This window comes from Jiella mangrovi, assembly GCF_017815135.1.
Lineage (GTDB): Bacteria > Pseudomonadota > Alphaproteobacteria > Rhizobiales > Rhizobiaceae > Jiella > Jiella mangrovi.
In genome coordinates, this window is sequence record NZ_JAGJCF010000021.1 from 58956 (window position 1) to 83303 (window position 24348).

General features: G+C 64.9%; 21 protein-coding genes. 18 read left to right on the top strand and 3 right to left on the bottom strand.

Features of this window, described 5'->3' with window-relative positions; translation table 11 throughout:
- The first annotated feature begins 48 nt into the window (after nucleotides 1-48).
- From cysD to J6595_RS20045, 4 genes are all read left to right on the top strand, one after another.
- Nucleotides 49-951, top strand: coding sequence for a sulfate adenylyltransferase subunit CysD (cysD, locus tag J6595_RS20030; RefSeq protein WP_209597063.1), 903 nt, complete (start codon nucleotides 49-51; stop codon nucleotides 949-951).
- Nucleotides 951-2678 carry a sulfate adenylyltransferase subunit CysN gene (cysN, locus tag J6595_RS20035; RefSeq protein WP_209597065.1) on the top strand — a complete coding sequence of 576 codons (1728 nt, stop codon included), beginning with the start codon at nucleotides 951-953 and terminating at the stop codon, nucleotides 2676-2678. The genes cysD and cysN overlap by 1 nt, the downstream gene beginning before the upstream one ends.
- A complete protein-coding gene (locus J6595_RS20040) occupies nucleotides 2678-2842 on the top strand; it encodes a hypothetical protein (RefSeq protein WP_209597067.1) in 165 nt (54 codons plus the stop codon). The genes cysN and J6595_RS20040 overlap by 1 nt, the downstream gene beginning before the upstream one ends.
- Nucleotides 2843-2924: 82 nt before the next feature.
- Nucleotides 2925-4046, top strand: coding sequence for an FAD-dependent oxidoreductase (locus J6595_RS20045; protein WP_209597069.1), 1122 nt, complete (start codon nucleotides 2925-2927; stop codon nucleotides 4044-4046).
- A gap of 115 nt (nucleotides 4047-4161) precedes the next feature.
- Here the strand turns inward: J6595_RS20045 and J6595_RS20050 are convergent, their stop codons facing one another.
- The gene (locus J6595_RS20050) at nucleotides 4162-5457 is read right to left on the bottom strand and encodes a polysaccharide biosynthesis/export family protein (RefSeq protein ID WP_209597072.1); all 1296 of its coding nucleotides are present in this window, start codon (nucleotides 5455-5457) and stop codon (nucleotides 4162-4164) included.
- A 537-nt stretch (nucleotides 5458-5994) separates the two neighbouring features.
- Here J6595_RS20050 and J6595_RS20055 point away from each other — a divergent pair.
- The 7 genes from J6595_RS20055 to J6595_RS20085 all read left to right on the top strand — a co-directional run bounded on the left by J6595_RS20055 (nucleotide 5995) and on the right by J6595_RS20085 (nucleotide 13962).
- Nucleotides 5995-6840, top strand: a complete 846-nt coding sequence (locus tag J6595_RS20055) for an ABC transporter permease (RefSeq protein WP_209597073.1) — start codon at nucleotides 5995-5997, stop codon at nucleotides 6838-6840.
- A 7-nt stretch (nucleotides 6841-6847) separates the two neighbouring features.
- Complete coding sequence (locus J6595_RS20060; RefSeq protein WP_209597075.1) at nucleotides 6848-8515, top strand: KpsE/RkpR family capsule polysaccharide export protein; 1668 nt, start codon at nucleotides 6848-6850, stop codon at nucleotides 8513-8515.
- A complete protein-coding gene (locus tag J6595_RS20065; RefSeq protein WP_245198897.1) occupies nucleotides 8512-9336 on the top strand; it encodes an ABC transporter ATP-binding protein in 825 nt (274 codons plus the stop codon). Before J6595_RS20060 ends, J6595_RS20065 begins: the two co-directional genes overlap by 4 nt.
- Nucleotides 9337-9435: 99 nt before the next feature.
- A complete protein-coding gene (locus J6595_RS20070) occupies nucleotides 9436-10749 on the top strand; it encodes a glycosyltransferase family 4 protein (RefSeq protein ID WP_209597077.1) in 1314 nt (437 codons plus the stop codon).
- A complete protein-coding gene (locus tag J6595_RS20075; protein WP_209597080.1) occupies nucleotides 10746-10979 on the top strand; it encodes a hypothetical protein in 234 nt (77 codons plus the stop codon). Before J6595_RS20070 ends, J6595_RS20075 begins: the two co-directional genes overlap by 4 nt.
- Nucleotides 10976-12304, top strand: coding sequence for a glycosyltransferase family 4 protein (locus J6595_RS20080; RefSeq protein ID WP_209597081.1), 1329 nt, complete (start codon nucleotides 10976-10978; stop codon nucleotides 12302-12304). The genes J6595_RS20075 and J6595_RS20080 overlap by 4 nt, the downstream gene beginning before the upstream one ends.
- 476 nt (nucleotides 12305-12780) lie before the next feature.
- Nucleotides 12781-13962, top strand: a complete 1182-nt coding sequence (locus J6595_RS20085; RefSeq protein WP_209597082.1) for a KpsE/RkpR family capsule polysaccharide export protein — start codon at nucleotides 12781-12783, stop codon at nucleotides 13960-13962.
- A gap of 507 nt (nucleotides 13963-14469) precedes the next feature.
- Here J6595_RS20085 and J6595_RS20090 read toward each other — a convergent pair.
- The gene (locus J6595_RS20090) at nucleotides 14470-15204 is read right to left on the bottom strand and encodes a L,D-transpeptidase (protein ID WP_209597084.1); all 735 of its coding nucleotides are present in this window, start codon (nucleotides 15202-15204) and stop codon (nucleotides 14470-14472) included.
- 233 nt (nucleotides 15205-15437) lie between these two features.
- On the opposite strand from J6595_RS20090, the gene J6595_RS20095 reads away from it, so the two are divergent.
- Nucleotides 15438-15833 (top strand): MerR family transcriptional regulator, encoded by a 396-nt coding sequence (locus J6595_RS20095; RefSeq protein ID WP_209597110.1) that lies wholly within the window; start codon nucleotides 15438-15440, stop codon nucleotides 15831-15833.
- Nucleotides 15834-15993: 160 nt separating this feature from the next.
- Here the strand turns inward: J6595_RS20095 and J6595_RS20100 are convergent, their stop codons facing one another.
- Nucleotides 15994-17583 (bottom strand): GMC oxidoreductase, encoded by a 1590-nt coding sequence (locus tag J6595_RS20100; RefSeq protein WP_209597086.1) that lies wholly within the window; start codon nucleotides 17581-17583, stop codon nucleotides 15994-15996.
- 204 nt (nucleotides 17584-17787) lie between these two features.
- On the opposite strand from J6595_RS20100, the gene J6595_RS20105 reads away from it, so the two are divergent.
- The 6 genes from J6595_RS20105 to J6595_RS20130 all read left to right on the top strand — a co-directional run bounded on the left by J6595_RS20105 (nucleotide 17788) and on the right by J6595_RS20130 (nucleotide 23949).
- Nucleotides 17788-18258, top strand: coding sequence for a DoxX family membrane protein (locus J6595_RS20105; RefSeq protein WP_209597088.1), 471 nt, complete (start codon nucleotides 17788-17790; stop codon nucleotides 18256-18258).
- Entirely contained in the window at nucleotides 18255-18704 is a 450-nt protein-coding gene (locus J6595_RS20110) for a cupin domain-containing protein (RefSeq protein ID WP_209597089.1), read from the top strand. The genes J6595_RS20105 and J6595_RS20110 overlap by 4 nt, the downstream gene beginning before the upstream one ends.
- A gap of 16 nt (nucleotides 18705-18720) precedes the next feature.
- Nucleotides 18721-19647 (top strand): SMP-30/gluconolactonase/LRE family protein, encoded by a 927-nt coding sequence (locus tag J6595_RS20115; protein WP_209597091.1) that lies wholly within the window; start codon nucleotides 18721-18723, stop codon nucleotides 19645-19647.
- Nucleotides 19644-20507, top strand: coding sequence for a VOC family protein (locus J6595_RS20120; RefSeq protein ID WP_209597093.1), 864 nt, complete (start codon nucleotides 19644-19646; stop codon nucleotides 20505-20507). The genes J6595_RS20115 and J6595_RS20120 overlap by 4 nt, the downstream gene beginning before the upstream one ends.
- Before the next feature lie 45 nt (nucleotides 20508-20552).
- Nucleotides 20553-23207: an MGH1-like glycoside hydrolase domain-containing protein gene (locus J6595_RS20125; RefSeq protein ID WP_209597095.1), complete on the top strand. Its 2655-nt coding sequence runs from the start codon at nucleotides 20553-20555 to the stop codon at nucleotides 23205-23207.
- Nucleotides 23208-23463: 256 nt separating this feature from the next.
- Nucleotides 23464-23949, top strand: coding sequence for an MmcB family DNA repair protein (locus J6595_RS20130; protein WP_209597097.1), 486 nt, complete (start codon nucleotides 23464-23466; stop codon nucleotides 23947-23949).
- Nucleotides 23950-24348: the final 399 nt, after the last annotated feature.

Below are 24348 nucleotides of genomic sequence, written 5' to 3' on the forward strand. Positions count from 1 at the left end.
CCGCGACAGAAGCGACACCTCCGTACGAACAACAAGGGCTTCCACCCAATGAAGCACATGACCCATCTTCAACGGCTCGAGGCAGAGTCGATCTTCATCATCCGCGAGGTGGCGGCGAGCGCCGAGAACCCGGTGATGCTCTATTCCATCGGCAAGGATTCGGCGGTGATGCTGCATCTCGCCATGAAGGCCTTCAAGCCCGGCAAACCGCCCTTTCCGCTGCTTCACGTCGATACGACCTGGAAGTTCAGGGAGATGATCGAATTCCGCGACCGGATCGCCCGGGAGCTCGGCGTCGATCTCATCGTCCACACCAACCAGGAGGGCGTTCGGGCCGGCATCAACCCGTTCTCCTCCGGCTCGCGCGTCCACACCGACGTGATGAAGACCGAGGCGCTGAAACAGGCGCTCGACAAGTACAAGTTCGACGCGGCTTTCGGCGGGGCGCGGCGCGACGAGGAAAAGAGCCGCGCCAAGGAGCGCGTGTTCTCGCTGCGCACGCCCGAGCATCGCTGGGACGCCAAGAACCAGCGGCCCGAGCCCTGGAAGCTCTTCAACACCCGCAAGAAGAAGGGCGAGAGCTTCCGCGTCTTCCCCCTGTCCAACTGGACCGAGCAGGACGTGTGGGACTACATCGCGATCGAGAACATTCCCGTCGTGCCGCTGTATTTCGCCGCTCCCCGCCCGATCGTGAGGCGCGACGGCGCGCTGATCATGCGTGACGACGAGCGCATGGAGCTCAAGCCCGGCGAGAGCGTCGAGACGATGATGGTCCGCTTTCGCACGCTCGGCTGCTACCCGCTGACGGGCGCGGTCGAATCCACCGCCACCAACCTTCAGGACGTGATCTCAGAAATGCGCGGCTCGCGGGTTTCCGAGCGCCAGGGCCGGGTCATCGACCAGGATTCGGGCGCATCGATGGAAGAAAAGAAGCAGGAAGGTTACTTCTGATGACCGGTTCACTCCAGGCCCGACGCCTTCCCGACGAGGCGGATCTCGCCCAGACCTCGACGCCGGCAGCCCTTGCGGACGAGGCATTCGCCGGCCCTGCGCCGGACGATGTGGCCTCCGGCGCGGTGGTCGATCCGCAGGCGCATATGCAGCCGGTCGTCGCGCCGGCCGCCTCGCTTCTGCGCTTCATCACCTGCGGCTCCGTCGACGACGGCAAGTCGACGCTGATCGGCCGCCTGCTCTTCGAGACCAATTCCGTCTTCGACGACCAGATGGAGGCGCTGAAGCGCGATTCGAAGAAATTCGGCACGACCGGCGAGGATCTCGATTTCGCCCTTCTCGTCGACGGGCTGTCCGCCGAGCGCGAGCAGGGCATCACCATCGACGTCGCCTATCGCTATTTCTCCACCGGCAACCGCGCCTTCATCATCGCCGATACGCCGGGTCACGAGCAATATACCCGCAACATGGCGACGGGTGCCTCCCAGGCCGAGCTCGCCATCATCCTCGTCGACGCGCGCAAGGGCATCCTGCCGCAGACCCGGCGGCATTCCTTCATCACGTCCCTCGTCGGCATCAAGTCGGTGATCATCGCCGTCAACAAGATGGACCTCGTCGATTATTCCGAGGAGCGGTTCGAGGAGATCAAGCGCGGCTATCAGGCCATCCTGCCGCAGCTCGCCTTCACAGACGTCACCTTCGTGCCGGTCTCGGCGAAGGCTGGCGACAACATCGTCGCGCGCTCGGCCAACACCCCCTGGTATGACGGGGAAACACTCCTTGAGCGCCTCGAGTCGGTCGAGCCCGAGACTTTCGATGCCGGCGCCGAGCCGTTCCGGATGCCGGTGCAGTGGGTGAATCGGCCGAATCTCGATTTTAGGGGCTTTTCAGGCTCGATCGTCGGCGGTCGCATCACCAAAGGCGACGCCATCGTCGCGCTGCCGTCGGGCGGGCGCTCCCATGTGAAGGCCGTCTACGGCCCCGATGGCGAGGTGGGCAGCGCCGAGGCGGGCGAGGCCGTGACGATAACGCTTCGTGACGAGATCGACGTCTCGCGCGGCGACGTTCTGACCTCCGCGGACGCCCCGGCGGGTGTCTCGCGCCAGTTTGCCGGCGATCTTTTGTGGATGGCGAGCCGGCCGCTGATCCGCGGCGGACGGCTGATCCTCAAGCTCGGCAGCGTCCAGACGCCGGTGACGTTGTCGGCGCTTGACGCGGCGATCGACATTCACTCCTACGAGGCCAAGCCCGCCGACGCCCTGACCATGAACGAGATCGGCCGGGTCGCCCTCACCGCCGAGCGGCCGATCGTCGCGCTCACCTACGAGCAGAATCGCGAACTCGGCGCCTTCATCCTCATCGATCCGGTCAGCAACGAGACGGTGGCCCTCGGTGTCGTGCGTTCGGTCGGTGGTCCCGAAGAAGCTGCGGCGGAAAGCCCGAGCGAAGAGCGCAATGGCCTCAGAAGAGTGTGGGATCTGTGGCTGGGCGAGGCCGCGCGCGACGACGTCGCCCACCGCAAGGCAAAGATCGGCGCGCGGATCGCCGGCTCGGTGCTGGTCGGCTTCCTGGCGCTGATCTTCACGATGCCGCTGGTCCTCGCGCTCGTCCTTGCCGTTCTCGACTTCGTTTTGCGGCCGTTCCTTGCGGTCGCGTTTGGTGCCGATCACCTGCCGGAGAGCAGGCGGATCGATCCGACGGTGGTCGATGACGGGGGCGGCATATGATGGCGAGCTGCGTCGAACGCGACGGCGAAGGCGAGAGCGATGGTTTTCGTCCGATCGGCGGCGAGCTGCGCCGCTACCGCCCGCCGAAGCCGGTGCTCGAATGGCTGCAGCTAGGCGGTGCCGTTCTGCTCTGCGCGGCGCTGATCGGCGGCTTTCTCGGCTGAGGTCGCGGAGGCGGGCGACAGAAGCGGCGCCGCGCCAAACCGCGCCTTGCCGGCCGCCGCCGCATCGGCGATAGCCTCTGCCATGCGCGACATCGTCCTCATCGGCGGCGGCCACGCCCATCTCTTCGTCCTCGAGGCCTTCGCCAGAAAGCCGCTCGACGGCGTGCGGCTGACCCTCGTCGCAAAGGAGGCGACGGCACCCTATTCCGGCATGCTGCCCGGCCGTGTTTCCGGCCAGTATCCGATCGATGGCGGCCAAATCGATCTCGAACGCCTGGCGAAGCGGGCCGGCGCAAGGTTCATCCATGCGGCGGCGAGCGCGATCGACCGGGACGAACGCACGGTCCTGATCGACGGCCATTCTCCCCTCCCCTACGGCCTCCTCTCCCTCGACATCGGCATCGTGCCCGACGTCTCCTCGATCGAGGGCGCGGCGCGATACGGCCTGGTCGTCAAGCCGATCTCGACCTTCCGGCGGAAGCTGACCGGTCTCCTTTCCGGCCTCTCCGAGGGCAGTATCGCCGACGTCGCCGTCGTCGGCGGGGGGCCGGCCGGGTTCGAACTCGCCCATGCCCTCAGAAAGCGCGCCGACGAGGCCGGCGTCCGCTCCCCGCGGCCCGTCGGGATCACGCTCCTCGCCGGCCGCCGGCTTCTCGACGGCCTGCCGGAGCGCGGTCGCCGCCTTGCCCGGCGCGCTCTGGACGAGGCCGGGATCGATTGCATCGAGGGGATCCGTGCAGCCCGGATCGAAGCGGATGCGGTCATTCTGGCAGACGGACGGTCGATCCGCGCCGATGCGGTGCTCGTGACGACGGTCGCCGCAGCGCCGCCGATCCTTCGCCGGTCAGGCCTTGCCGTCGACGATGCGGGCTTTCTCAAGGTCCGCCCGAGCCTCCAGGCGGTGGACGACGACACGCTCTTTGCCGCCGGCGACTGCGTGACGCTTGTCGGCCAGGAGCGGCCGAAGGCCGGCGTCTTCGCCGTGCGTGAGGGACCGGTGCTGGCGGAGAACCTTCGCCGGGCGATCGAAGGAGGCAGACTGCGGAACTATCGGGCCCAGAGCGCCTATCTGATGCTTCTCGCCCTGTCGAACGGCGAGGCGATTGCCGTTCGCAACGGCTTGGCGCTGCAAGCGCGCTTCGCCTACCGGCTGAAGGACCGGATCGATCGCGGCTTCGTCGATCGGTTCGCGCAACGCCCCTGAAGAGCTTACGCAAAAGCTGATGCCAGCGGCGGCCCGGGAGAACGCCCCCGGAGCGCTGGTGGGAAGCCTGCGCGGCGATCGAGAGCCCTCTGCGCCCCGATCGCCTGGGCAATCCTCAATCGAGCTTTTCCGAGACCGTGGCCGCGGTGTTGGCGGTGCTGAGAACCGGCGAGACGACACCTCTGAATGCGTCGAACACCTGCTTGACCGGGACGAACGGCGCCGTCGCGACATAGAGCATGTCGCCGGAATGGATCTTGAAATCCTGGGCGTAGAGAAGCCCCGACGGTTCGCGCATGTTGAAGCGGTAGATGACCGGTATGTCACCGGAAAGCGAGGCCGCGGCCGGATCGCCCGGCGTCACGCGCTGGAAGGCCTGCCCCTCGTAGCGCGCCAGCATCTCCGAACCCGGCTCGCGGCGCAGCACGAAGACGCCCATCGGATTGGCGAGATTGGGGTTGAGGCCGCCGACCTGCGCCAGCGCCTCTGCCAGCGACATCTCGTAGCCCTGGAGCGGCAGCTGGGCACTGCGGCCGGTAGCGCCGAGCGCCACATAGGTCCGCGGCTGGCGGGTGAGCAACACGACGTCGCCCGGCCGCACATAGACGTCCTCGTTCGGGTCGTTGACGAGTTCGGAAAACGGCATCTGCACCGTCCGCCCGCCGCGGGTCAGCGACACGGCGGTCTCGAAGATCGACGTCTTCGGCCCGCCGGCCCTGGCGATCAGCTGAAGGATCTTCAGCCCCGAGGTCGGGATCGGCACGGACATGCCCCCGATCGCATCGCCGGTCACGGTGACGGCGGTCGAATTGCCCTCGGCGACGGACACCACGGCCTGGGGTTCGATCGCCCGGTCCTTGAGCGCGGCGACGACCCGCTTTTCCACCGTTGCCGTCGTCGAGCCGGCGACGCGAATGCGCCCGGCATAGGGAATGGTGATCGAGCCGTCACGCGCCACCTGCTGCGGCGGCAGGGCGACCGAGGACGAGCCCTGACCGCCGGCATTGAGCGAGGAGAACAACCCGCCGACGCCGGCCTCGAACAGCGTCACCTGCACGACGTCGCCGACGCCGATGCCGGTGTCTGCCGGCAGGGAAAGGCTGGCGAGGCCGCGAAAGCTCGGCCGGGGCTCTTCGTGCTGATAGGCCAGAACGTTATTGTTGACGGGAACGAGCAGATAGCCATTGCGCCACTGGACGGCCGTCTCGTCGACGTCGCCGACAAAGGCCCCTGCCGTCGGCCCGGCGGCCGGAAGCATGGCGCAGCCCGACAAGAGCCCCGCCACCAGCACCGGCAGAATCAGTCTCGCACGCGAAACGGCTCGCCCTTCGGCCATGACGGTCGACTTCTTCGCTGTTTCAAAGATCCGCCGCCGCGCCATTTTCGTCGCCATCATCGAATGTTTCTCCATGCCCGTCTTTCGGTGCCCGAGGAATCCGGCCGGGCCCAGCCTTGCCCGACCTTGCTGCGGGATTCCCGCGGAACCCCTCGAAAGCAAGGCCTGCCGCCGCGGCTCGCGTCCTTCAGCCGGGCCCCTTCAAGGGGGAGCGGATGACGGGCAAACTGCCGACGGCGAGCCCAGGCATTGCGCGACTTCTGCCACAACGAAAGTCGGCGAGGGTAAACAGAGGCCGCTCTTACGCCGGGGAACGGCGGAATTGATAAGATTGTGTTGGTTATTTGCAACAGTTCGCCTGCGCCACTTTCTGCCCTCCCCTCGAGCGACGGGACGAAAAATGCGCTTCGGCTTCATCACCACAAAAACGGCACAAGATCTGCATATCGCTCTGCACGCGTGAGGCCGAGCTTCGGCCTGCGATGTCGGCGCTTGCCTAAACCGGCTTCGAACCGGTATCGGAAAGCTCTTCGTCTGCGCAAAAAGCCGGGTCACCCGGTTTCGGGCCGGCGGTAGCGCTGGCGCGACGAGAAGATTCGAGGTTCTAACCCTATGACGCTGGCAACGGATCGCGGCGGGAGGCGGCGCAAGGCTCGACCACCGCTGGGCACCAAAACCGGAGCGTTCCTGTCAAGGCTTGCCACGCAGTGGCGGGTGATCCGGGCGCTGATGATCCGCGACATGATGGGACGTTATGGCCGCGAGAATATCGGCTTTCTCTGGCTGATCGGCGAACCGGCCCTCCTGATCGGAGGCGTTGTCTTCCTGTGGTCGCTGATGAGGGGATCGTCGACCCACGGCCTGTCCATGATCGTCTTCGCCCTGACCGGCTACTCGATGCTGACTTTGTGGCGCCACATGGTCTCGCGCGGCACCGGCATTCTGCGGGTGAGCGGCGGCTTGCTTTTCCATCAGGACGTTCGGGTGGTCGATACGGTTCTGTCCCAGATCCTGATGGAATCGATCACGACGTTCATGTCGTTCCTGTTCTGCTACACGCTGTTCTTCCTCCTCGGCTATGTCGAGTTCGTCTACGATCCGCTGCTCATGGTGATCGCCTGGGTGCTGATGACGTTGTTCGCAGGTGGCATCGCCATGATGCTCGGCGGGTTCTGCGCAAAGTCCAAGCCGTTCGAGAGAATGCTCCAACCGGTCATGTATTTCACGCTGCCACTCACCGGCGCGTTCACCCTGGTCGTCTGGATGCCGGAATCGCTGCGCCGCGTGATGGTCTGGATTCCGATGATTCAGGCACAGGAGATGTTTCGCGCGGGCTTCACCGGCCCGTCGGTCACGTACTACTATGATCCATGGTATTTATTTATGTGTGGCATACTCACGATGTCGTTTGGTCTTGCGGTTCTGAAGTGGGCCGAGAGCGATATCCATATCGGTTAGGTCGCTGATGTCATCCTTCGTCAAACGCATCCGTCAAAAGCGAGCTTCCGGCCCGCAGGGAACGGCGCTGCAACGCACCGGCGGCTCGTCGACCACCGCCGCCAAAGCATTCGGGGAAGAGCCCCGCTCCAATGCGCAGTCCGGATCCGCACCGTCGGGCGGTGTCCCGCGGCCCGATGCCGCCAGGAAGCCCCGCGGTCGCGAGAAGCTGACGGGCCTCGGCAAGGTCCTCCAGTCGATCGAATCCCTCGACTTCCAGGCTTTTAGGGCGCGCGGCAACAAGACCGACGACCTGCAACCACAGCCCAAACGGGGCGAGCCGGGCGCGGGCAGAAGGGGCGCGGCCAGGTCATCGGACGGCGATGCAAGGCAGTTCGCGCCGGCGGAGCCGCAATTTTCGAACGCGCCGCAGGTCGATGTGGCAGGTCGGCGGGGAGAGGTGGATTTTCCGACATCGCCGTCCCTGCCCGCCAGCGCACCGACCTCCCGGTCTCCGGCCAAGACCCCGAGGGCGCCGTCGACCGCAGAGAGCCTGGAACTGAGGCCGGAGGCGGCCGGCAGCATCCGCCGGCTCGACGTCATTGCCGAGAAGACCGGCGGCGGCCGCAAGCCGCCATGGCTGTTCCTCGGGATCTTCGTCCTGCCGGTGCTCGTCACCGCGATCTATCTCGTCTTCTTCGCCGCCGACCGCTACACCACCGAGGCGAGCTACATCGTGCGCAGGGGCGGCGCGACGCTGAGCGCGAGTTCCGCCATACCCGGGATCGGTCGCTCCGACGATTCGAGCGAGGCGATTGCCGTCTACTTCAAGTCTCGCGACGCGGCGGAGCATCTGGCCAAACACATCGACCTGAAGACCAAGCTGATGCACCCGTCGGCGGATTTTCTGACCTCCTATCCGGGTTTCTTCTACGACGAGACCAATGAAGGTCTCTTCAATGCCATGGAGGACGCGGTCGACGTCGAGTTCGATTCCGACACCGGCATCTCGACGCTCTACGTCACGGCCTTCACGCCGCAGGACGCCAAGGACCTCGCCACGGCGCTCCTGACGGAGGCGGAAAATCTCGTCAACCGCATGAACGATCGGGCGACGAACGACGCGATCGCCTTTGCCAAAGAGATCGTCAAGGAGAACGAGAATCGGGTGCGGGGCGTGCAGAAGCGGATGACCGACTTCCGCAACAACGAAAGCATCATCGATCCCAATGCTCAGTCGACGGCGCAGCTCGGCCTGATGACCGAGTTGAGCCAGCAGGTCACCAACGTCGATACCCAGATCGCCCAGTTGCGGGCCTCTGCCCCGAAGAACCCGCGTCTGGCAAGCCTCGTCGAACAGCGCAAGGCGCTCAGCTCCGAGGTCGCGGAGATCCGCGGCGAGCTGGCCGGAAGCGATTCCTCGCTCGCGCCGAAGATCTCGGCCTACGAAAACCTGGCCCTTGAACGCGATCTGGCAGTGCAGGCTCTGACGAACGCCTATGTTTCTCTTGAGGAAGCCCGCCAGGAGGCCTTTGCCAACCGCCTGTATCTTCAGACCATCGCCACGCCCAACCTGCCCGACCGCCCCTCCCATCCGCAGCCCTTGTTCTGGACGGGCGTCGTCGCGCTGATCTTCTTCGGCGTTTGGACCGTCGCACGGACGGCCTTCAAGGAAACGATGGAACACTCCACATGATGGGGCTGATGAAGCCGGCAAAGGCCGCCGAGGCGGCCAAACGAGCGGTCGGCAAACTCGCCGAGACCGGTCTCGCCCCGTCCGCCAAGAGCGGGCGGACGAGGACGCTCGAAGGCGAGCGCACCGTCCCGTCAGGCGAGCTGCAGGAAAGCTCGCCCCCGGGCGAAGGCTCGATCATCGTGCATGACCTGGTGAAGTCGTATCACGGCGAGGCCGGCACCGTGCGCGTCCTCGACGGTATCAGCTTCGACATCGGCCCTGGCGAGAAGATTGCGGTTCTCGGCAAGAACGGTGCCGGCAAGTCCACCCTCGTCAAGCTGATCGGCGGCGTCGAACAGCCCACCGGCGGCTTCGTCCATCGCGGCTTGAGCATGTGCTGGCCGCTGAGCTTCGGCGGCGGCGGCGTGCATCCCGGCATGAACGGTCTCGACAACATCCGCTTCATCGCCCGTGTCTACAATCGGCCGATCCAGGAGACGATCGACTTCGTCGAGGATTTCGCCGAACTCGGCCGGTATATCCGCTATCCCGTCAAGACCTACTCGTCCGGCATGAAGATGCGCCTCGCCTTCGCGCTGACGATGGCGGTCGATTTCGACTGCTATCTGATCGACGAGGTCCTCGGCGTCGGCGACCAGCGCTTTCAGAAGAAGTGCCGCGACGCCCTGTTCGGGCGCAGAGGCCACTGCGCGATGATCCTCGTCAGTCACCATAAGCAGACCGTCCTCGAATACTGCTCCAAGGCCCTCGTCCTGAAGCGTGGCCGCAGCCGCCTCTTCGACGATGTCGAATTCGCCCTCGATCTTTACTCGACCCTTTGAAGAGTCGGCGTCAGCGAGGGGGAGGCCAGCCGACCTCACCGCCGTTTCAAGCCCACCTGCGAACAGATGCGGCATCCGACAGCCGCCAGAGTGCCCTTCATGACTTTCTTCCTCGACCTCACGCGGATTTCCTCGCGGCTCCTCAGAGGCGCGCCGACGGGCATCGATCGGGTCGAATATGCCTATGCCGAAGAGCTTGTCTCGAAGCAGAAATATGACGAGGTCGTCCCGGTCATCACGACGCCTGTGGCCACCGGCGCGATCCCGCTCGAAACCATGCGGGAGCATCTGGCGAAGATCGAGAGCGGCTGGCTGCGCGACAGGATCGACAGCAGCGAGGACGCCTTCTACATGAGCCTCAAGCGAAGGATCGAGGCAAAGCCCGATCCACGCCAGGTCGGCGCGACCACGCTGAAGCGCCAGAGCCGCCGGCAAGCCATCGCCAAGACGCTGCAGTTTCCCTTCCGCGAGATCGCCGGCGCGCCGCAGCTCCTGCGCCGCAAGGTGAATGCAACGCGGGGTGAAAAACGCGGCTACTTCCACGCCTCCCATACCCAGCTCGACAAGCCGGAGCGCTTTTCCTGGCTGAGCGCGCCGAAGATCCCGTCGGTCTTTCTCATTCACGACGCCATCCCGGTCGACTATCCCGAATTCTGCTCGCCCGGATCGGCCGCACGCCATCATGCCAGGCTGAAGACGGTGGCCGATCGCGCCAGCCTGATCATCGCCAATTCGGCCGCCACCGAAACCGCGGTCTCGCGCTACATGAGCGAACAGGGATGGTCGGTTCCCCGGATCGAGGTGGTGCCGCTTGCCGTCGATCGCTGGTTCACGGCCGCAAAGCACGAGGCGTCGGTCATTCCGGCCGCCCCCTATTTCGTCTGCGTCGGCACGATCGAGCCGCGCAAGAACCTGAATTTCCTGTTCAACGTCTGGCGCGGCGTGGTCGAAAAATACGGCAGCGAGGCGCCCAAGCTGGTTCTCGTCGGGCGTCGCGGCTGGGAAAACGAAAACATCATCGACATCCTGGAGCGCTCGCGCGAGCTCGGCCCCCATCTCGTCGAGGTGGCCGATCTTTCGGACCTTGGCCTTTCTGCGTTGCTGAGAGGCGCCCGCGCCCTTCTCGCCCCGTCCCTCGTCGAAGGTTTCAGCCTTCCGGTCGCCGAGGCGCTCGCCATCGGCACGCCGGTGATCGCCTCAGACATCGCCGTCCACCGCGAAATCTCGGACGGGCGGGCGCTGCTTCTGGGTGCGGTGGACGGTCCGTCCTGGCTTCAGGCCGTCGATGCGATGACGCCGTCCGCGAGCGCGCTCAGGGACGAATGGGCGCATCGCGCCTCCGGCTACGTCCCGATGAGCTGGGAGCGGCACGTCGAAAAGGCCATGACCGCGATCACCGCGACGATGGCATGACGCAGCCGAAGCCGCACCACCGCCTTGGCGGCCCGTCGCTGCCGGTAGGCCGCTTGCCGATCGCGGAGGCCGCCGGCGCCGTTTCGCTCGACGATCCCGCCCCGCCGTTGTGGACCCGCGATCCGTTTCATGCGCTGGGGCCGAAGCTCGCCCGACATTCGACTATGCAAGCCGCACCAAATCACCCATGTATCGAGCCTCCTTTCGATACCAACTCGGAAATTCGATGACAGCACCGGTTTTGATCGAGGGCCGCAATCTCGCAATCAAGGATGGCACCGGCATCGCGTCCTATGCCCGCAACCTGACCGAAAGTCTGAGGCATCTCGGCTACGATCTCGACCTCCTGTTCGACACGCAGTTCCGCCTCAGCGCCGACCGGCCCGACTGGAACGAGGTTCAGCTCTACGACATGTCGAACCGGCAGGGCGGCCGCATCAGCCGCTCGCAGCGCTATCGCCGGGTCTTTCGCTATCTCACCGTGCCGCCCATGGCGCTCGATGCGATCGAGGTGGCCGAGACCGGCCTCATCTCCGATCGCGGCGTCTTTCCAGGCCTCACGGGCTATGGCCGTCGCATGGCCATCGAGATGCTGTTCATGCGCGCCGACCAGCACCTCCTGCGCTACGGCCGGCGGCTCACCGTCAAGCCGCTGCGTCAGCCCGGACTGTTCCACGCCACCCATCCGACGGCTATCGAGATCAAGGGCTGCCCGAACCTCTACACCGTCCACGACCTCGTGCCCCTGCGGCTGCCGCATCTGACGCTCGACAACAAGCGGGCCTTCTACAAGACCCTCAAGGCCATCGCCGACAAGGCCGAGCGGATCGTCACCGTTTCGGAGAACTCCAGGCGCGATTTCCTCGAGCGCTTTCCGATCGACGAGGATCGTGTCGTCAACACCTATCAGGCCGTCTCCCTTCCGGACGAATACCTGGCCCGGTCGCAAGACGAGAAAACCCGCGAGATCCACGCCTTCGGCCTGACGCCGCAGAAGTACTTCGTCTTCGTCGGCGCGCTGGAGCCGAAGAAAAATCTCGAGCGTCTGATCGATGCCTATCTCGCGGCCGATTCCGACCATCGCCTCGTCATCGTCGGCAAGCTTGGCTGGGGATATGAGCGGATCGTCGAGAAGCTGCAGAGGATTTCCGAGCGCCCGCCGGTGACCCGCGACGGCGAGCCTTCGACCCTCAGCGACCGGATCATCCATCTGTCCTACCTGCCGTTCACCCAGGTCCTGTGCCTGATCGAGAACGCCCGGGCGCTTCTGTTTCCCTCGCTCTACGAGGGGTTCGGCCTGCCCGCCCTCGAAGCGATGCTGCTCGGAACGCCGGTCATTTCCGCCAATACCAGCTCCTTGCCGGAAGTGGTCGGCGAGGCCGGCCTCCTGGTCGATCCCTACGATGAGAGCGCGATCAGCCGCGCGATCCGGACCATCGACCATGACGCGGATCTGCGCGAGGAGCTGAAACGGCGCGGCCCCGCCCAGGCTGCGCTGTTTTCGCCCGAGCGCTTTACCGAGCGCATGAAGGCGGTCTACGACGACGCCCTGTGAGCCAGACGACCGCCCCAAAAGCCGCATTATTGCCGGAATGGCGTCGCAGTTGCAGACGGAACGGGATGATCGGCGCTTGCGGCTGGAGCGCCGTGCGTTTGAAAGGACGCACAGAGGACGCTCTAACCTATTGAATCTACGCATCATGCTTTTTGAAAATCGATTCCCGATTTTCGGGCCGATGCTGTAAGGATCAACTCTCGCATGGAGAGACGGAAAGCCGAAGGTCAGCACCAGGTTTCAGCGAAGGTCATGCGATACCACGGGAAACTGGCGATGCCGCCATTCCACCGGATCTACGGCCGATCGCGGCATGACGCCGCCGGCCCGCGGCCGAGGCACGGTGCCGACGGCCCGAGGACGAGGCCCCGAAACGCGCTGCAGATTGCCGATTTTGCGGCCTTTTCCGGATTGCCGGTTCGTCACGGCCCTGGATTGCGCTATAGCAGGGCTGGCTGTTTGAAGAGGACTGATGCTTGTCTGCGTTGACGACATTCGAAGATCTGAAGGCGAGAGGCAGAGGGCAGGGATCGGCCCGTCTCCGCTCGCTGCGCTCGACGTTCAGCTTCGGCAGGATCCTCTTCCTCGCCATCGTCGTCATACCGACGCTGGTCACCACCATTTATTACGGCTTCATCGCGTCTGATCGCTATGTCTCGGAAAGCCGCTACATCGTGCGCAGTGCCTCGACGCAGGATGTCAGCGGCTTCACCTCGATCCTGAAGACCTTCGGCATCTCCAAGGCCGACGACGACAGCTATGCAGTCCACAGCTACATCCTGTCGCGCGACGCGCTGCACGATCTGATGAAGACGCTGCCGATGGAGACCTATCTCAATCGCGACGGCGCCGACCCGGTTTCGAAATGCTACAAGCCGTGGTCCAGCCATACGTTCGAGACGCTCTACACGTGCTATCTCGCACATGTCTCGACTATTCGCGAGAGCACCACGGGCATCAGCGAGCTGACCGTGGACCTGTTCCGGCCGGAGGATTCGCAGAAGGTCGCGGAGAGGCTGCTGCATCTGGGAGAACAGCTCGCCAACCGCATGAACCGGCGGGCCGAAGCGGATGCCGTTTCCAACGCCAACGAATTCCTGTCCCAGGCCGAGGCGCGCGTCGCCGAGGCGCATGACAACCTGACCAAGTTCCGCAACCAGGAACAGTTCCTCGACATTCAGGGCGAAGCTGCCCCGACCTCCACCGTCATCACCGGGCTGGCCTCCGAGCTGGCACGGACACGGGCGGAAATCGAACAGCAGACGCAGCTCTCGCCGAGCAGTCCGGGCCTCGGGTCGCTGAAGACGAAGGCGCTGATCCTGCAGGATCAGATCAATGCGGAGAAGGCCAAGCTGGCCGGAGGCAGCGGCGCGTTGTCGAACCAGATCTCCAGCTTCGAAAATCTCACCCTTCGCAAGGAGATCGCCAATCAGGCCCTTTCCATCGCGTCGCGGGCGATCGATCAGGCGCGGCTGGAGGCGAGGCGTCAGCGGATCTATCTCGAGACCATCGTGAAGCCCAATCTTCCCGACGAAGCGAACGAACCGAAAAGGCTGCGGACGATCCTCACGGTTCTCGTCCTGTCGCTCATGCTGTTCGTCGTCGTGTGGATGATGCTGATCGGCGGCCGCGAGCACCTGAACCACAACACCTATTAGAGCGCCCCGCGTCCTATCGGACGCAGACAGGGCGTTTCCAGGATTTTGAAACCCGCATCGCTGCCCGGCCTTCGATCCTGCGCATCGGCCCGTTTTCAGAGATTAGCGCCGCATCCCATGCGGAAAATGCCGGCTCGCGCCAGCAAACAGGCTACGCCCTCCCCGTCTTCGGTCGCCTTGCCAGGGCTGGCGGCCGGATCGCAAGGAGCCCGGCCGGGTCGATCAAAACTCCCCCGCATCGACCGGGCGTCGCCATGAAGGTCGATATCGCGCGATAGCGCCGGGACCGGACAGTTCGCTCCGATGGCCCGGCCCGTGCCCTCTGCCGTAATCGCCGCGCTCTTCGACGCGAGCCGGCTGCGCCGGAAATCTCCCGCAAACGAAAAGACCGGCGTCGGCTGAGTGGCCGACACCGGTCTTGCATTGTCATCACGGGCGTTGCGCGCACTGCCGATGCAGGGGCCGCCCGATCCGGACAGCCCTCAGGCCGTCTGGCCGGGCCGCGGCTCAGCGCTTGGCGAGCCGCTCGTTGCCCTGCAGAACCACGACCTTGGCGCCCAGGGGAACGCGGTTGTAGAGGTCGATGATGTCCTGGTTCATCAGGCGGATGCAGCCGGACGAGGCGGCCGTGCCGATGGTCCACCATTCGGGCGTTCCATGCAGGCGGAAGAGCGTGTCCTTGCCGTTCTGCCAGAGATAGAGGGCGCGGGCGCCGAGCGGGTTGGTGAGGCCGGGATCCATGCCCTCGCGATAGGGCTCGAGCTCGGGCTTGCGGTCGATCATTTCCTTCGGCGGGAACCACTTCGGCCAGTGCTGCTTGTCGTGCACCTCCGCATCGCCGGCCCAGGAGAAGCCCTGGCGGCCGACGCCGATGCCGTAGCGCATCGCCATGCCCGAGCCTTCGATCACGTAGAGGAAACGATGCGGCGTATCGACCACGACCGTTCCCGGCTCGTAGTTCGCCCCTTCCGGATAGGACACGCGCTGGCGCAGGAACTGCGGGTCGATCTTGTCGGTCGGGATCGCCGGCAGGGAAAAGCCGTCATCGACCCTGGCGGCGTAGTCCAGCTTGTCGACTGCCGCGATGCTCCCGGCATTCGCGATGTTGTCCGGCCCCGCATAGGCGGCGACCTGGGATCCGGAGACCGGGCTGAGGGACGCGCGGCGCGGATCGTCGGCGCAACCAGCCAGCAGCAAGGATGCGATCGCGATGCCGCTGGCGAGAATTGTCTTGATCGTCATGACGGCTGCCAATGGTTCTTGAATGATCGGAATATCTGTTCGGCTCGACCTTCGAGGTCAGCTGATCCGGTTCACGCTTTCGATAGGCTTCATCCGGCGATCGAGCAATGTCCGCATTTCAGCCCAGCATGGTTAAGAAACAATTTGTTGCCCCGCCGTCACAGTTGACCTGTGGCGGCAAAGCGACATCTGCATCGCCGATCGGGACATCGCGAACCCAAGAGGTTCAGACCATGAATATCGGAGAGGCCGCGCGCCGGTCTGGCCTGCCGCCGAAGACGATCCGCTACTATGAGGACGTCGGACTGATCAAGCCGGCGCGGGCGAACAACGGCTATCGCGACTATCAGGAGCGCGACGTGCATGTGTTGCGCTTTTTGCAGCGATCGCGCTCGCTGGGCTTCTCCATCGCCGAAGCCCGCAAGCTCTTGTCGCTTTACGATGACGAAAACCGTCACCGCGAGGACGTCTACAGGCTGGTGAAGCGTCGGCTGGCGGAGATCGACCAGAAGATCGCCGAACTGCACTCGCTCAAGCGAGCCCTCGGCGCGCTCACGACCGCCTGCGCGGCAGGCGAAGGCCCCGATTGCCCGATCCTGGAAGAAATCGCCGGCGAGCGGTTTGATTGACGGCAAGGGTCCTCGACCGGGCTCGCGATCACGAGGCGTCTGCGCAAGGACGAGGGTCTGTGGCTGATCGGGCACGAGACTTTCCATGGACCGGAAATCGGGACTGACGGCCGGCTCGAGCCCCGAACAACCGGTTTCACACACCCGATTGCCGCTCTCGTCATAACCTCTCTGCGATATGATCGGCGACGCGCAGCGCGTTGGCGATGATGGTGAGGGTCGGGTTCACCGCCCCGATCGAGGGAAAGAAACTCGCATCGGTGACATAGAGATTGTCGATCCCGTGGGGGCGGCAATCGAGGTCGAGGACGCTTGTCTCCGGGTTCTCGCCCAGGCGCAGGGTCCCCGCCTGATGGGCGGTTCCGCCGATCGGCGTGTTCTTGCCGAGATAAAGCTTCTGATCGACGAGATGAGGGTGGATATCGCCCTTGTCGCAGATCTGGCGCAGCGTCTCGCGCAAGAGTTCGTGCGCCTTCATATTGGTGGGCGTCAGATCGAGATGCACCTGCCCATCTCGGTAATGGATGCGATTGTCCGGGATCGGCAGGTCTTCCGAAGTCAGCCAGAAATCGATGGAATGGCGGGCGATCCAGTCGAAGGGCTGTTTGGGCAGAAAGTGGAGCATCTCCGGCAGGCCCTCGGCCTCGATCTGGGTGCCGTCGGACTTGCCGACCATCTGGATATGGCCGAGCGGAAAGGCGTGCGGGTTGGCCGGCGACCGGTCGTGCCCATGATAGAAGTCGTTGAGACCGAGGGTCTTCTGGAACTCGGTCGGATTGGGCGTGCGCGAGATCGCCAGAACCGTCGCATTGTTGTGGCGCATATAGTTCCGCCCCACCTGGCCCGACCGATTGGCGAGGCCGCTGGGATGGGCATCGCTTGCCGAGCGCAAGAACAGGAGCGCCGAGGACAGGGCCCCGCAGGCGACCACGACGATGTCACCGCGGATCTGGTGGCGCCGGCCCTCGACGACGGTCTCGAGCCCTGTCACCACCCGTCCGGCCGGATCGGTGATCAGCCTGTCCACATAGGCGTTCTTGAGAAGCGTCAGATTGGGGTGCGCCGCGAGAGCCGGGTCGACGCAGATGATCTGGGAATCCGCCTTGCCATTGGTGAGGCTCGGATAGCCGTCGAAGGGATCGCAGCGCAGAAGCTTCGACTGGGGTGTCGCCGCACCGGTCTCGTCCTGGTCGATCAGCCCGCCCATGGGCAGGTGGAACGGGTGGAGCCCCTCCTTCCTCCAGGATTCGGCCAGCGCCTCGATCCGGGGTTCGTGGGCGATGGGCCCGTGCTTGTACGGCCTCGGCGATCGGGGCTCGGTCGGGTCCTCGCCGCGCGACCCGCGCACCTCGAACAACTCTTCGGCCGCCTGATAATAGGGCTCGAACGTGTCGTATTTGACCGGCCATTCGGGTGAAACACCGCCCGAATGGCGGATCTCGCCGAAATCCTCCTCTCGCAGCCGCAGAAGGACGGCGCCATAGACCTTGGAATTGCCGCCGACGAAATAATGCAGGCCCGGCTTGAACGTCTCGCCGGAAGCCGAACTCCAGGTCTCGTCCACCTGATAACGACCCTCCACGAACACCGCCCTGGTGTCCCAGTTCTCGCGCTCGCGTTTCAGATAATCGCCCCGCTCGACGAGGAGGACGCGCTTGCCGGTCTGGGCGAGCTTCCAGGCCATGGTCCCGCCGCCGGGACCGGAGCCCACGATCACGACGTCAAAGCGCTCGTCGATATCCGGGGTCATGGTGTTCCTCATCCTGTCGGTGGCCGGGCTCGGGCGAATGCGCCCGGGCAGAATCGCCATGGCGCCCGCATTTCCTATCTGGCCGTATTCGAGGGCCGGGCAATTCTCGCAAACGGGTTCGCGATGCTAAAAAATGCGTAAGACCGGAACGCGCCGTGCATTGCCGGCGTATCGCTTTCACCGACGAAGAGGCTCGTGCGTTCGATGACCCTGGAAATCCTGATCACCTTCCTGACACGGCTTTCCCTCGTCCTCCTCTTCTTCCCCTTCAGCGCCTTCGACAAGATCGCCAATTTTGCGGCCGCCACCGGTCAGGCGGGGCAAGCGGTCAAGAGCCCGATCCTGGCGCGCGGACTGATCCTGACGGGCCTCTTCGTGGAGGTGGTGATGTCGCTCGGCGTTCTCACCGGCATTTGCGACCGACTGGCAGCCTTCATCCTCGCCGGCTATTGCGCGGCAACGGCGGTTTTATTCAAGCAGTTCTGGCGCACATCCGATTTCCGCCTGGTCGGGCCGTCCATGGGACGCGACACATTCTGGGACTTCTGCAAGAATTTCGCGGTCGCCGGCGGTTTCCTGCTGATCACCTTCGGCACCGGCGCGGCGACGGTGGACCCCTTCTTCGCTGCGCCCTTCTCTTCCACCCAGCCTTATACGATCGGAGCAACGCCGTGAGCGACGACGACAGGCCCACCGTTCCCTACTGGCATCTTCACACCGACGAAGACGGCGTCAGCCGGCAGGTCCGCTGCCACATGACCGAGTTCGAGAAGAAGTCGATGCAGCCGCCCGCCGCCCCTCAATGGCAGGGCAAGAAGCACCATGACGGCATGACCGTGATGGTCACCGTCCAGCCGCCCCATTGGGAAGGCACATGGCACGAGAACCCGGCGCCCCAGTGGATCGTGCCGCTTTCGGGCCGCTGGTTCGTGGAATCCATGGACGGCACGCGCGTCGAGATGGGCCCTGGCGAAATCTCCTTTGGCGAGGATCAGGGAACGCGCGAGCGTGACGGGAGGAAGGGCCACAAATCCGGCACCATCGGCGACGAGCCGGCCGTCCTCATGGTGATCCAGTTCGACACCCCGCGCGACGAGACCACGCCCTGCCGCTTTTCCTGAAGACGAGAGTTCCCCCATGGAAGACGGATCCGCCGACACCGGCATCGAGGTCCTCGACCCGCGCTTTGCCCGCTACATTCTCGGCAATGCGCCGATCGAAAAGCTCGCCGAAGGCTTTCGCTGGATCGAGGGCCTCGTGTGGATGGGAGACTGGAACACCCTCCTGTTTCAGGATCTGCCCCGGGACCGCACCATGGCCTTCAGCGAAGCGGCGGGCCTCACCGTCTGGCGCACGCCCTCGGGGAACGCCAATGGCCAGGCCCGCGACCGGCAAGGCCGGGTGATCTTCTGCTCCAACCGCGAACGCGCCGTCGGCCGTGTCGAGCACGATGGTTCGGTCACGATCCTCGCCGACCGTTTCGAGGGCAGACGCCTCAACTCGCCGAACGACGTGGTGGTGAAGAGCGACGGCACGATCTGGTTCACCGACCCCGTCTATGGCATTTCCAACGATTATGAGGGCACGCGCCAGACCTCGGAGACGACGCCGGCGGTCTACCGGCTCGATCCCGATACGCGCGCCCTGTCCTGCGTCACCGATGCTTTCGACGGCCCGAACGGCCTCGCCTTCTCGCCGGACGAGACGAAGCTCTACATCGCCGAGACCGGCGACCAGACCGGCCCCGATCCGGTACAGATCCTGAGAGTGTGCGACGTTGCGCCGGGTGGCGCATCGCTCGGGGAGCCGAGCGACTTCTTCAAGGTCTCGCCGGGCTACACGGACGGCATGGCCATCGACGAAGACGGCAATATCTGGTCGAGCGCGGGCGACGGGGTCCATTGCCTTTCGCCGGATGGCGAGTGTCTCGGCAAGATCCGCCTTCCCGCCACCGTCTCCAACCTCTGCTTCGGCGGATCACCCCATCTCAACCGCCTGTTCATCGGCGTCAGCCATTCCCTCTACGCCGTCTTCCTCAATCGGCGCGGGGCGCGCTGGCCGTGAGGGATCTGCGTATTGCGGCAATCAGGCTCGTCTGCCGCAACGTCGCCCGGAGCGCCCGGTTCTACGAGGAGGCCTTCGGCTGCGCCCCGATCGAAGCCATGGATCCGGAGAGGGCCGCTGCGCCGGTGATCGGCCTGGGTGCCGAGCGGCTGCAACTCGTTGCCGCGACGAAGGGGCCCGAACGAGCCGATCCGGAAGGCGAGGACGGCGGCGCAGCCCCCTCCAACGCCTCGACCTTTCAGCACTGTGCGATCATCGTCTCGCGAATGGAAGCGGCGATGGAGAAGCTCTCGGCGGTGGATGGCTGGACGGCCATCTCGGTGGCCGGTCCCGAACGACTGCCGAAAGCCTCGGGCGGCGCCACCGCTTTCAAGTTCCGCGATCCCGACGGCCATCCGCTGGAATTCCTGGAGTTTCCCGAAGACGCAGTCCCGGAGCGCTGGAGGGACAAAATGGCGGACGGCCCGTGTCTCGGCATCGATCACAGCGCCATCACCGTCGCAAATGTCGACCGCTCGATCGCTTTCTACCAAGCGCTCGGCTTCCGCCTCGCCGGCCGCCAGCGCAACGAGGGCGCCGAACAGGGACGGATGGACGGCCTCGGCCCTTTTGCCCTGTGCGATGTGGTGACGCTGAAGCCGCCCGGCGACGGGGCGCCGCATCTCGAGCTTCTCGGCTACGGGGATCCCGCCGTCGTCGAGACAAGGGTGGCGGACGGCTCGCCGCTCGCAACGACGCTGCTTCTGGAAGGGATGGTGCCCCGGCATGGACTTCTGCGCGACCCCGACGGTCATCGGCTCCAGCCGATGACGGGCCGGAGGCGAATGGATGCCGTCGCCCGTTTATGCTCACCCAAATGACGGCCCGGCCCGCAACCGCGGCTCCCCCATGGACAGGATGACGTGATGGCTGCAAAGCCCAACCATACGCACTCGGCGATCTTCGACACGGCCGAGGGACGACGCGTGGCGCGGGCGTCGCAGGACGGCTGGCGGCGCTGGGGACCCTATCTCGCCGAGCGCCAGTGGGGCACCGTGCGCGAGGACTACAGCGCCGATGGCGATGCCTGGTCCTATCTGCCGCACGATGAGGCCCGCTCGCGCGCCTATCGATGGGGCGAGGACGGGATCGCCGGCTTCTGCGACGAAGGCCAGCACTGGTGTCTTTCGCTCGGCCTGTGGAACGGCGCCGACCCGATCGTGAAGGAACGCCTGTTCGGCCTCGCAAATGCCGAGGGAAATCACGGCGAGGACGTCAAGGAGCTGTGGTGGCATCTCGATGCCGTGCCGAGCCATGCCTTTCAGCGCATGCTCTATCGCTACCCGCAGGGGCGCTTTCCCTATGACGAGCTGATTGCCGAGAACGCCCGGCGCAAAGGCCGGGACGAGCCGGAATACGAGCTGGAAGACACCGGGATCCTTTCGGAGAACCGCTTCTTCGACGTGACGGTCGACTATGCCAAGGACGCGCCGGACGAGATTTTGATGCGCGTGACCGTCGTCAATCGCGGGCCGCAGACGAAGCCGATCCACATCCTGCCGCAACTCGTCGCCCGCAACATCTGGAGCTGGCGCGAGGGCGCGCAAAAGCCGACGATCGCGCAGGACGGGCCCGACGCCGTCAGTGCCGTCCATCCCAGCGTCCCTGAGATGCGTTTCACCGCGCTGCAGCCGGCCACCTGGCTGTTCTGCGAGAACGAGACCAATATCCGCCGGCTTTATGGCGAGCCGGTCGAGGGCGCCTTCAAGGACGCGATCAACGATCATGTCGTCGGCGCAAACGCCTCGCCGCTGCCTTCGTCGGGAACGAAATGCGCCGCGCTCTCGGTTCACGAGCTGCAGCCCGGCGCGAGCGTCTTCCTGCGTTACCGCTTCGCCCCGCCGACGGCCGCCCCGCTCGACGTGACAGGCTTCGACAGCCTCGCAGCGACCCGCCAGGCCGAGGCCGACAGCTTCTATGCGGCCCTGCAGCGGGACATGGAGGATGACGACGCCCGCCTCGTCCAGCGCCGGGCGCTCGCCGGGCTCCTGTGGTCGAAGCAGACCTATCGCTACAATGTGAAGCGCTGGCTGGATGGCGATCCGGCCCAGCCCACACCACCTCCGCAGCGCCGCAATGGCCGCAATGCGGACTGGACGAGCCTCGACAATGCCGAGGTGATCCTGATGCCGGACACCTGGGAATATCCCTGGTACGCATCCTGGGATCTCGCCTTTCACGCCATGGCCGCGGCGCTTGTCGATCCGGCGCTCGCCAAGGAGCAGCTCCTGCTTCTGACGCGCGAATGGTACATGCATCCGAACGGCCAGATCCCCGCCTATGAGTGGGACTTCAGCGACGGCAATCCGCCCATCCAGGCCTTTGCCGCCCTGCGCGTCTTCCGGATGGACAAGGCAGCGACCGGAAAGGCCGATCTCGACTTTCTCGAACGCCTCTTCCACAAGCTCACGATCAACTTCACCTGGTGGGTGAACCGGAAGGATTCGCGCGGGCGCAATCTCTTCCAGGGTGGCTTTCTGGGCCTCGACAATATCGGCGTGTTCGATCGTTCGGCGCCGCTTCCCGGCGGGGGCACCCTGGAGCAGGCGGACGGCACGGCCTGGATGGCGATGTACGCCCTCAACCTCATGCGCATGGCGCTGGAACTTGCCGAGCGCAATCCGGTCTACGAGGACATCGCGACGAAGTTCTTCGAGCACTTCCTGGTGATCGCCTCGGCCATGGCGCGGGTCGGCCCGGAGGAAGGAGACGAAGACGGCCTGTGGGACGAGGAAGACGGTTTCTTCTACGACGCCCTCGTGCTTCCGGACGGCACCGAAGAGCGGCTGCGCGTGCGCTCCCTCGTCGGCCTCATCCCGCTCTGCGCGGTGGAGGTGCTGGAGAAGGGGCTCGCCGAGCGCCATCCGGATTTTTCCCGCCGGCTCGGCTGGATGCTGCGCCATCGCCCCGATCTGACCGGTCAGGTTTCGCATTACGAGGACCGGGGCCAGGACGCCCGCCTGCTCCTGTCGCTGCTGCGCGCCCACCGCATGCGGGCGATCCTGACGCGGATGCTCGACGAGGCCGAGTTCCTGTCGCCCTTCGGCCTGCGTTCGCTCTCCAAGGCCCATGGCAGAGCGCCCTTCACGCTGGACTGCGACGGCATCAATGCCAGCGTCGACTACGAGCCCGGCACCTCGACCTCCGGCATCTTCGGCGGCAACTCCAACTGGCGCGGGCCGGTCTGGATGCCGCTCAACGTGATGATCGTCGAGGCGCTGGCCGAGTTCGACCGCTTCTATGGCGACGGCCTGACAGTCGAATGCCCGACCGGTTCCGGCCAGATGGCCCGGCTTTCCAAGGTCGCGGACGAGCTCAGCCGGCGCCTGACCAGCCTGTTTCTGAAGGATGCCAAGGGTGAACGGGCCGCCCTTGGCGGCGAGGCGCCGCGCAGCGCGGACGGCACCGAGCTCATCGTCTTCAACGAATATTTCCACGGCGAGACCGGCCAGGGCCTCGGCGCCTCCCACCAGACCGGCTGGACGGCGCTCGTCGCCCTGCTTCTTCAAAACCGCCGCTGACGGTTTTTTTGCGCGAGAACTGACCGGGGGCCCCGCCCGAAACCGGCTATCGCGCAGCTTCGCCGACGTCACTGCGCCGGCGATACAACGTCTTTTCTTCCAGCCACTGCGGCCGCGACGTCTCGGCCCATGCAACGGACAGGAACGACCCGGCGGGAGATCGGCCGGGACTGATCATCACGGATGTTCTTCATAAGCCAACAGCACTATCGCGATTCGTTTGCGTTTTGTTTCTGCTGCGAATATTTCTGATTCCATGCCTCTCGTCTCGCCCTTCGCCACCGATCCCCTGATCGACGGCCGCCAGTCCGACCGCGCCATGATGGTGCGGCGAGGCGTGCAGCGGCTGATGCAGAATCTCAATGTCGCGATGCTGCCGGAAATGCCGCTGGATTCGGGGCGGCGGGCCGATCTCGTCTGTCTGTCGGAAAAGGGCGAGATCGCCATCGTCGAGATCAAGACGTCGGTTCAGGATTTTCGCGTCGACCAGAAATGGCCGATCTACCGGCTCCATTGCGACCGTCTGTATTTCGCCACCCATCCGGGGGTGCCGGCCGAGATCTTCCCGGCCGAATACGGCCTGATCGTTTCCGACGGCTATGAGGCCGAGATCCTGCGTGAGCCCCCGCTGGAGCGCCTCGCGCCGGCAACGCGCAAGGCGATGACGCTGCGCTTCGCGCGGCTGTCGGCCAACCGGCTGCTGCAGGCCGAATGGGCGGCCAATCCCGCACCCATGGATTGAGGCCATCCCGCAGGCGGAACGGCCTTCTCTCGATCTCCGGCATCGGCCCAAAAATCGGAGTCAATTCTTGGAAAGCACGATGCGGTGATTCAAGAGGTTAGACTAGAGCGACCTTTGTGCGTCCGTTCAGTGTGCGCGACATTCTCGTCGAACGGCGCATATCGAGTGCCTGACACTCCGAGATCAGGCGTCCGCTGTTATCGCGCTCGTCATGCTCGGGCTCCGTCCCGAGCATCCAGTGCGCCGTTTAAGCTTCTGTTGTGTCGAACGTTTCTGGCAACTGTGTTCATTCGAACGCCTTTCTGTCTCTCTGCATGGCGTTGAGAACAGTGAGAAGCTTTCTGGCGACGGCGATGATGCCGACTTTCTTCGATCCCGATCTTTCGGCGACGGCTTGAA